Below are 6,832 nucleotides of genomic sequence, written 5' to 3' on the forward strand. Positions count from 1 at the left end.
ATGACCCGCGATCTGGACGAAGTCGGAAGCACAAACGTCCATCGCCTTTTCCGTATCCCGCTTCAACCACAAACTCAGGAGACAGACATGAACACATGGAAAACCAAGATCGCGGCCTTGGCGCTGGCCGTTTCGGCCAGCGTGGCCGCACACGCGCAGGAAGTGACCCTGCGCCTGCATCAGTTCCTGCCGCCACAAGGCAACGTGCCGGCCAAGGCCCTGGTTCCCTGGGCCAAGAGGATTGAAGAGCAATCCAAGGGCCGCATCAAGATCCAGATCTACAGCTCGATGCAATTGGGCGGGACTCCCGCGCAGCTCTACGACCAGGCACGCGACGGCGTGGTCGACATGGCATGGACCCTGCCTGGCTACACACCCGGCCGCTTCCCAAAATCCGAGGTGTTCGAGTTGCCCTTCATGGCCAGCCTGTCGGCCGAAAAGACTTCCCGGGCGCTCTGGGACTACGTGCAGAAAAACGCGATGGACGAGTACAAGGAGGTACAGGTTCTGGCTGTGCACACACACGGTCCTGGCCTGTTTCACACCAAGGCGCCAGTCATCGGCCTGGAGAGCCTGCGCGGAATGAAAATCCGTGGGGGCACACGCATCGTCAACAACATGCTGAGCAAGCTGGGCGCCACGCCGGTGGGCATCCCGGTGTCCGGCGTGACCGAGGCCTTGTCCAAGGGCGTGCTAGACGGCACCACGATTCCATGGGAAGTAGTACCCGCGTTCAAGGTTCAGGAACTGGCCAGGAACCACACCACCTTTGCTGGCGACCGCGCGCTGTACGTCACCACGTTTGTGCTGGCCATGAACAAGTCTGCCTACAACAAGCTGCCAACGGATCTCAAGAAGGTCATCGACGATAACTCGGGGCAGGAGTTCAGCGTGCTGCTGGCGCGCACATCGGACGACGGGGACATCTTGGGGCGCGATCTGACGGCCAAGCTGGGCAACAAGATCACCGTGCTTGAACCGGCAGAGGTTCAGCGTTGGCGCCGCACTGCCGGCGCGGTGGAGTCGGACTGGGTGAAGGAAATGCAATCCAAGGGCATTGATGGTGCCAAGCTTTTGTCGGAAGCCAAGGCGCTGGTTGCCCAATACGACAAGTGAGTCCTTTCAGGCGCGTGCCTGGAGTGCCGGTTGCACGCCCACCCTACAAGCGCTCCAGCCCCACCAGCGCCGCGTGCTGCAGCAGCATGATGGTCTTGCCGTCCTGGATCTCGCCGCTGCCGATCATGGCGAGGGCGCGGTCCAGCGGCAGCTCCAGCACCTCGATGTCTTCGCCCTCGCTGGCGTCGCCGCCGCCTTCGCCCGTGCGGTCGCCGGCCTCGTATTCCGCCACGAAGAAGTGCAGCCGCTCGGTGACGGAGCCCGGGCTCATGAAGGCCTCGAACACCTTGCGCGGCATGCACACCGCAAACCCGGTCTCTTCCTGCACCTCGCGCCGGATGGCGACCTCCGGCGCCTCGTTGTCCAGCAGACCGGCGCAGGCTTCCACCAGCATGCCGTCGGCCAGGCCGTTGGCGTAGGCCGGAAAGCGGAACTGGCGGGTCAGCACCACCGTGCCCCGCGCTCGGTTGAACAGCAGCAGGGCCGCGCCGTCGCCGCGGTCGTAGGTTTCGCGCTGCAGCCGCTGCCAGTGCCCGCGGCTGTGGCGGTAGTCAAAGATGTTCTTCTTCAACACGAACCAGTCGTCGGCCAGCACGCGCTGTTCGACGATGCGCACGCGCTCGTTCGCGGGCAGCGGGATCTCTCGGTGGTTGGGTCTGGTCATCGTTTAATTTCGTGCAGTGTCGTGTAATATCGTGCAATCGTAGCGCGTCCGACTTCATCGCACAAGACATTGCAAGAGAGGCCCCACATGCTCACCGCCCAGCGCAAACAGCTCATCCTCAGCCGCCTCGCCACGCACGGGCAGATCGTGGCCGGGGAACTGGCCGTGGAACTCGGCACCTCGGAAGACACCATCCGCCGCGACCTGCGCGAGCTGGCGCAACAGGGCAAGCTGCAGCGCGTGCACGGCGGCGCGCTGCCCGCGTCTGTGGCCACGGGCGACCTGCGGGTGCGGGAACAGGTGTCGTCCGATGAAAAGCAGGCGCTGGGGCGCTTCGGTGCGCAGCTCATCAAGCCCGGCCAGGTGGTCATGCTCGACGGCGGCACCACCGCCATCCAGGTCGCACGGCAGCTGCCGGCCGACCTGCGCGCCACGGTGATCACCCACAGCCCCAATGTGGCCGTGGAACTGGCCGCGCACCGGTACGTGGAGATCATCGTGCTCGGCGGCCGGCTGTTCCGCCACTCCATGGTGAACGTCGGCGCGTCGGTCATCGAAGCCGCCTCGCGCTTCCGGGCCGACCTGTTCTTTCTCGGTGTGACCGGCGTGCACCCCGAAGCGGGGCTGAGCACCGGCGACGCCGAAGAGGCCGATGTGAAGCGTGCGCTGCACGCCCGCGCGGCGGAAACGGTGGTGCTGGCGTCCAGCGAAAAGCTGCTCAGTGCCTCGGCCTTCGTCATCGCACCGATGAAGGCGCTGTCGCTGCTGGTGGTGCCCGACGGCACGAAGCCCAAGACGGTGGCGGCGCTGCGGGCGGGGGGCGTGGCGGTGCAGAAAGCGGTTTGACGCCGCCCGGCCTGCGGGCGACTCGGTCAGCGCTCGCGCCGGTAGTGCATGGCGACCGCGCCGCAGCGCAGCGGCGTCGCAGAGATCAGCTCCAGCCGGCGCGTGCCGGGCAGCCCACCCTCGTACAGCCTCGGGCCGTGGCCGGCGATCCTGGGGTGCACGAGCAGCTGGTACTCGTCGATCAGATCCAGCCGGTCGAGTGCGGTGGCGAGCAGGCCGCTGCCGACGAGCACGCCATCCGGGGTCGCGGCCTTGAGCGCCTGCACAGCCGTGCGCAGGTCACCTGCGAGGTGGTGGCTGTGGGTCCACGGGAAGTCCTTGCGCGTCGACGACACCACGTACTTCGGCTTGGCCTCCAGCTTCACCGCCCATTCGCGCATCGACGGTGGTGCCTCGACTTCGCCACGGGCCACCGCCGGCCAGTGGCTCTCCATCATCTTGTAGGTGGTGCGGCCCCACAGCATCGCGCCGCACTCGTCCATGAGGCGCGTGAAGAAGGCGTGCGTCTCGTCGTCGGCAATGCCCTCCTGGTGGTCGACGCAACCGTCCAGGGTGAGGTTGAGGCTGAAGGTCAGGAGTCCCATGGTGTCTTCCCTTCGGGATTGGTGACAAGCTGCTCACAGTCTGGTTCCGAGAACGTGAGCGCAATGCCGAAACGCTGGGGCGAACTGCGACTAGGAACTCTGTGATTCTGTTTGTGCCAGGTACTCTTCCGCCAGTGTGTACCCCCGAGGTTCCAGATTCAGGACGGTGCCTTGCGCCTCAACCTGCCATTGGTACTTGGAGATCGATTCCTGCAAGTACACGAGTGCGTCAAAGAGCGTTGCCTGCCTCTCCCGCTGGAGGAGCTGTGCCAGAGATTCGCGCTGCAGTGGGTCGAGTCCTGAAACGAACTGATTGACCTGTGAGGCGTTGGCAGCTCTTGAGGCGATGCCCACATTGCGAACGAGTTGAGCCGCCGTGGAGGGCGTACCGTCTACAAAACGGGACACAAGGAGGGATATCGGAGCATGTGGCATCGGTTGATGGTTTTGTGACGACTTGCGATATAGCAACGTTGGCGGTGGAGCCGTTCTATCGAGTGACGGGTTGGGCGTCGTTCATGAAAAAACACGCTGATTGCGCTGGTAAGGATTTATCACGGGTGAAAAGCGAACTGAACCGCACTCGCGATGCCAGCAAAGACCAAAGCAGCCGCACCCCACCGCGCAAACTTGGCACGATGCACTTGACCTGTCGAATCGAGTGCATCTGGTTGCGCGAAGGCCAGGAATGGGACGAGATTTACCCACCACTCGGACGTTGGCCGAACACCGCGAACCATTCCAAACGCGTGCCAGATGGCTTTGCCAAAGCAAATGATGGCGGCCACCAAAGCGGTCAGCAAGATGATCGGTGGAACAAGGTTCATATGGACGCTCAATCTGTGTCTGCACCCGCAGATCGAAAAGCATGGTTCAGTCTAAGGCTCATCAATGCTCGGCGAGCAGCTTGCAGAACACCCAGCTCCCGCAGAAACCGGGTGATCTGCGCGACCAACTGGTTCTCGATGTCGCTCATGTCCTGATTTGGCGTTCTTCTGGTTCGATGATTGAGGCGGAATTGCCGGGGGTGTTTCCCTCCTGATAGAAGGGCGGGGCATCACGTCTTGGGCTGCGGAGCCACCACTGGAGGGCCCTCGAATTGCTCCAGCGATGGATCAACGCAAGCCCAGCTGGGCGCACTGGCCACCCAGATGTTGGTGGTGGGCCTGACGGCCGATGGCTCGTCCAGTGTGCCCACCCGAACCACCGTCAGTCCCGGACGACCACTGGAGTCAGAGAACAGCTGGGTGCCGCAGCTCGCGCAGAACCGGCGGGTCACCGTGTTGCCGCTGTCGGCGGTCTTCTCGTGCTGGCCCGGTTCTCCCGAGACCTTGATAGCATCGCTGGGGAAGATGACGTTGACCGTTCCGTTGGACGAGATCTTCTGGCAGTCCCTGCACCAGCAGATCCTGGATGGACCGGCATCAGCGGTGATCTCGTATCGAATCTCGCCACAGAGACAACCACCGGTGAATGACTTCATGTGAGCTCCTTGTCAGTTTCAAATTCGGCACCTGCGGGAGAGCCTACAGACCGGAAGGGCGCGCGTCTACCGGGCCAACGGCTTGCAGAGCACACGGTTCTCATAACCCACGCCGTCGATGACGTTCGTTAGTCCCACCACAGCAAGACCAAGCCTTGCCCGACGTCTCGCTCAGCAGAAAAGCCTTCTCGTTGTGCCTCAACGGCAAACACCCTGAACAGAGCTGCGCGCGCGGATTTCTCCTTTGGCAGGCTGACGATCAGGGTGTCCGCGTATGGGCCACCTTCCTGTTTGACGGTGTGCTCGTCCTCTCTTGGATCAGCCACGAACACCTGCACAGCACCCAGACGATGAAGCTCCTTCACAAACTCCCGTGCCTTGGCGGTGGAGCCAAACCTGTTGGAAGCAAGTGCATATGGATTCTTGTTGGCATCCAACCATGCGAGGGCGGGCACCTTGCGCATGGCCTTCAGCTCGCCATCGGGGTCAGCATTCGGTTGTGTGGCGCATGCAACCTGGGAAAGGAGCACGCTTGTCGAAAGGGCAATGACAGTGATGAGCCGACGCATGTTGTGAAGTTTTTGTTCAGGTTGAGACAAACCAGGGTGCTGGGCTTATAGAGGGCCGGGAGCCTCTGGCGACCGGCTATCGACTTGACTGCCCCTCGGCCGCATTTCTCTTCCAGTGGGGTCAGTGACCAGTACTGACTCGTGCAGGCACGACATCATCTGCTTCGTTGGCTCTGACTCGCTGTCGGTCTCAACCAGCGCCCAGCCGATGTCCTCGACTCTCGGCTCAGAATCTTCTGGCCCGTCCAGCAGGTAGCAGATATCAAAGAGCAACTGGGCTTGCATGCCACGAGCCAGATCAACGATATCTTCTCGGGCAACCCCAGCGGCGAGCATTCGATGAATGGCCTGCCCGACGCCTGCATATGGCCCATCCGCATACCGCTCGGATTCGGACACTTGCTTGTCAATCCACGTGTCGTCGCTCTCCGAAACCACTCGCGCCCACGCCTGGCGGAGAAACAAAAATCGATGCAATTGATGAATGCCTTCTGACACCTGCGAGGATGCCCAGGCTTCAGGGTTTCGAGCGCCCAGCTCGCGGAAGAGTTTTGTCAGGTCTTCTTTGTTTTGTGGAACAGGCATTGGTGCTCCTTTGCTCTGGATTGGTTTGATTGGATCGCGTGCTTCTATGGGCTGCTGCCGGTTTCACAGACACCTTGTTAAGGTGGAATATGAAACCGGAGGTGGTTCATGGAGAGAAGAAGGACATTCAGTCGCGAGTTCAAGCTCGAGGCGGTCAAACTGGTCACTGAGCGTGGGGTGGCTGTGGCCCAGGCGGCCAAAGACCTGGACGTTCACGAGAACGTGCTGCGGAAGTGGGTGCGTGAGCTGCGAGAGGAGCCTCAGGAGGCGTTCCCCGGCAACGGCAAGCAAAAGGCTCAGGACATCGAGATAGCGCGGCTTCGCAAGGAAGTGGCCAAGCTCAAGATGGAGCGCGACATCCTGAAAAAAGCCGCGGCCTACTTCGCGAAGGAGTCGATGTGAAGTTCGGCTTCGTGGCGAAACACCGGGGGGCCTGGCCGGTCAATCTGATGTGTGAGGCGCTCGGTGTCTCGCGAGGTGGCTTCTATGCGTGGCTCACGCGGCCCAGGAGCCGGCGCAGCCTCAGCGACGAGGTGCTGGGCGCGCAGGTGCGCCAGAGCTTCGTGCGCAGTGACCGCACCTACGGCGCACGCCGCGTGTGGCACGACGTGCTGGAGCAAGGCCAGGCCTGTGGTCTGCACCGCATCGAGCGACTCATGCGAGAGCAGGCACTGCGTGCTCGACCCCGTCGTCGCGGGCTACCCAAGGACCGGGGGGAGCGCAGTGCGGTGGCTGACAACGTGCTGGACCGCCAGTTCCAGGCCGATGGCCCGAACCAGAAGTGGGTGGCCGACTTCACCTACATCTGGACGGCAGAAGGCTGGCTGTATGTAGCGGCGGTGCTGGACCTGTACTCCCGTCGCATCGTGGGCTGGTCGATGCAGGAGAGCATGACCTCCCAGCTCGTGGTGGATGCGCTGATGATGGCTGTCTGGCGACGGGGCAAGCCAGTGGCCTTGCTGCATCACTCGGACCAGGGCAGCCA

General features: G+C 62.5%; 9 protein-coding genes and 1 pseudogene. 4 read left to right on the plus strand and 6 right to left on the minus strand.

Annotated elements, in window-relative coordinates; all coding sequences use genetic code 11:
- Complete coding sequence (locus tag HFL01S_RS03270) at window positions 1–1,116, plus strand: TRAP transporter substrate-binding protein (protein ID WP_245644727.1); 1,116 nt, start codon at window positions 1–3, stop codon at window positions 1,114–1,116.
- A 43-nt stretch (window positions 1,117–1,159) separates the two neighbouring features.
- Here the strand turns inward: HFL01S_RS03270 and HFL01S_RS03275 are convergent, their stop codons facing one another.
- Window positions 1,160–1,780 carry an NUDIX domain-containing protein gene (locus HFL01S_RS03275; RefSeq protein ID WP_066254579.1) on the minus strand — a complete coding sequence of 207 codons (621 nt, stop codon included), beginning with the start codon at window positions 1,778–1,780 and terminating at the stop codon, window positions 1,160–1,162.
- 87 nt (window positions 1,781–1,867) lie between these two features.
- Between HFL01S_RS03275 and HFL01S_RS03280 the strand changes: the two genes are divergently transcribed.
- A complete protein-coding gene (locus tag HFL01S_RS03280; protein ID WP_066254581.1) occupies window positions 1,868–2,626 on the plus strand; it encodes a DeoR/GlpR family DNA-binding transcription regulator in 759 nt (252 codons plus the stop codon).
- Between the two features lie 26 nt (window positions 2,627–2,652).
- Here the strand turns inward: HFL01S_RS03280 and HFL01S_RS03285 are convergent, their stop codons facing one another.
- Together HFL01S_RS03285 and HFL01S_RS25970 are read right to left on the minus strand one after the other, a co-directional pair.
- Window positions 2,653–3,210: a dihydrofolate reductase family protein gene (locus HFL01S_RS03285; protein ID WP_066254583.1), complete on the minus strand. Its 558-nt coding sequence runs from the start codon at window positions 3,208–3,210 to the stop codon at window positions 2,653–2,655.
- A 90-nt stretch (window positions 3,211–3,300) separates the two neighbouring features.
- The gene (locus tag HFL01S_RS25970) at window positions 3,301–3,645 is read right to left on the minus strand and encodes a DUF6547 family protein (RefSeq protein ID WP_369407711.1); all 345 of its coding nucleotides are present in this window, start codon (window positions 3,643–3,645) and stop codon (window positions 3,301–3,303) included.
- Here HFL01S_RS25970 and HFL01S_RS24980 point away from each other — a divergent pair.
- Entirely contained in the window at window positions 3,639–4,193 is a 555-nt protein-coding gene (locus HFL01S_RS24980) for a hypothetical protein (protein WP_157538747.1), read from the plus strand. The genes HFL01S_RS25970 and HFL01S_RS24980 overlap by 7 nt on opposite strands.
- A gap of 74 nt (window positions 4,194–4,267) precedes the next feature.
- Here the strand turns inward: HFL01S_RS24980 and HFL01S_RS24565 are convergent, their stop codons facing one another.
- From HFL01S_RS24565 to HFL01S_RS03305, 3 genes are all read right to left on the minus strand, one after another.
- The gene (locus HFL01S_RS24565) at window positions 4,268–4,693 is read right to left on the minus strand and encodes a GFA family protein (protein ID WP_084383070.1); all 426 of its coding nucleotides are present in this window, start codon (window positions 4,691–4,693) and stop codon (window positions 4,268–4,270) included.
- A gap of 128 nt (window positions 4,694–4,821) precedes the next feature.
- Window positions 4,822–5,292 carry a hypothetical protein gene (locus HFL01S_RS03300; RefSeq protein WP_157538748.1) on the minus strand — a complete coding sequence of 157 codons (471 nt, stop codon included), beginning with the start codon at window positions 5,290–5,292 and terminating at the stop codon, window positions 4,822–4,824.
- Between the two features lie 15 nt (window positions 5,293–5,307).
- Entirely contained in the window at window positions 5,308–5,847 is a 540-nt protein-coding gene (locus HFL01S_RS03305; RefSeq protein ID WP_157538749.1) for a hypothetical protein, read from the minus strand.
- Window positions 5,848–5,955: 108 nt separating this feature from the next.
- Between HFL01S_RS03305 and HFL01S_RS03315 the strand changes: the two are divergent.
- Window positions 5,956–6,832: pseudogene (locus tag HFL01S_RS03315) on the plus strand (IS3 family transposase); the annotation flags it as partial.

The organism is Hydrogenophaga flava NBRC 102514 (assembly GCF_001571145.1).
Taxonomy (GTDB): Bacteria; Pseudomonadota; Gammaproteobacteria; order Burkholderiales; family Burkholderiaceae_C; genus Hydrogenophaga; species Hydrogenophaga flava.

Excerpts from the sequence above, each read along its gene's own strand:
- HFL01S_RS03280 (WP_066254581.1), top strand. The coding sequence starts at position 1,868 with ATGCTCACCGCCCAGCGCAAACAGCTCATCCTCAGCCGCCTCGCCACG.
- HFL01S_RS24565 (WP_084383070.1), bottom strand. The coding sequence starts at position 4,693 with ATGAAGTCATTCACCGGTGGTTGTCTCTGTGGCGAGATTCGATACGAG.
- HFL01S_RS03270 (WP_245644727.1), top strand. The coding sequence starts at position 1 with ATGACCCGCGATCTGGACGAAGTCGGAAGCACAAACGTCCATCGCCTT.
- HFL01S_RS03285 (WP_066254583.1), bottom strand. The coding sequence starts at position 3,210 with ATGGGACTCCTGACCTTCAGCCTCAACCTCACCCTGGACGGTTGCGTC.
- HFL01S_RS03305 (WP_157538749.1), bottom strand. The coding sequence starts at position 5,847 with ATGCCTGTTCCACAAAACAAAGAAGACCTGACAAAACTCTTCCGCGAG.
- HFL01S_RS25970 (WP_369407711.1), bottom strand. The coding sequence starts at position 3,645 with ATGCCACATGCTCCGATATCCCTCCTTGTGTCCCGTTTTGTAGACGGT.
- HFL01S_RS03275 (WP_066254579.1), bottom strand. The coding sequence starts at position 1,780 with ATGACCAGACCCAACCACCGAGAGATCCCGCTGCCCGCGAACGAGCGC.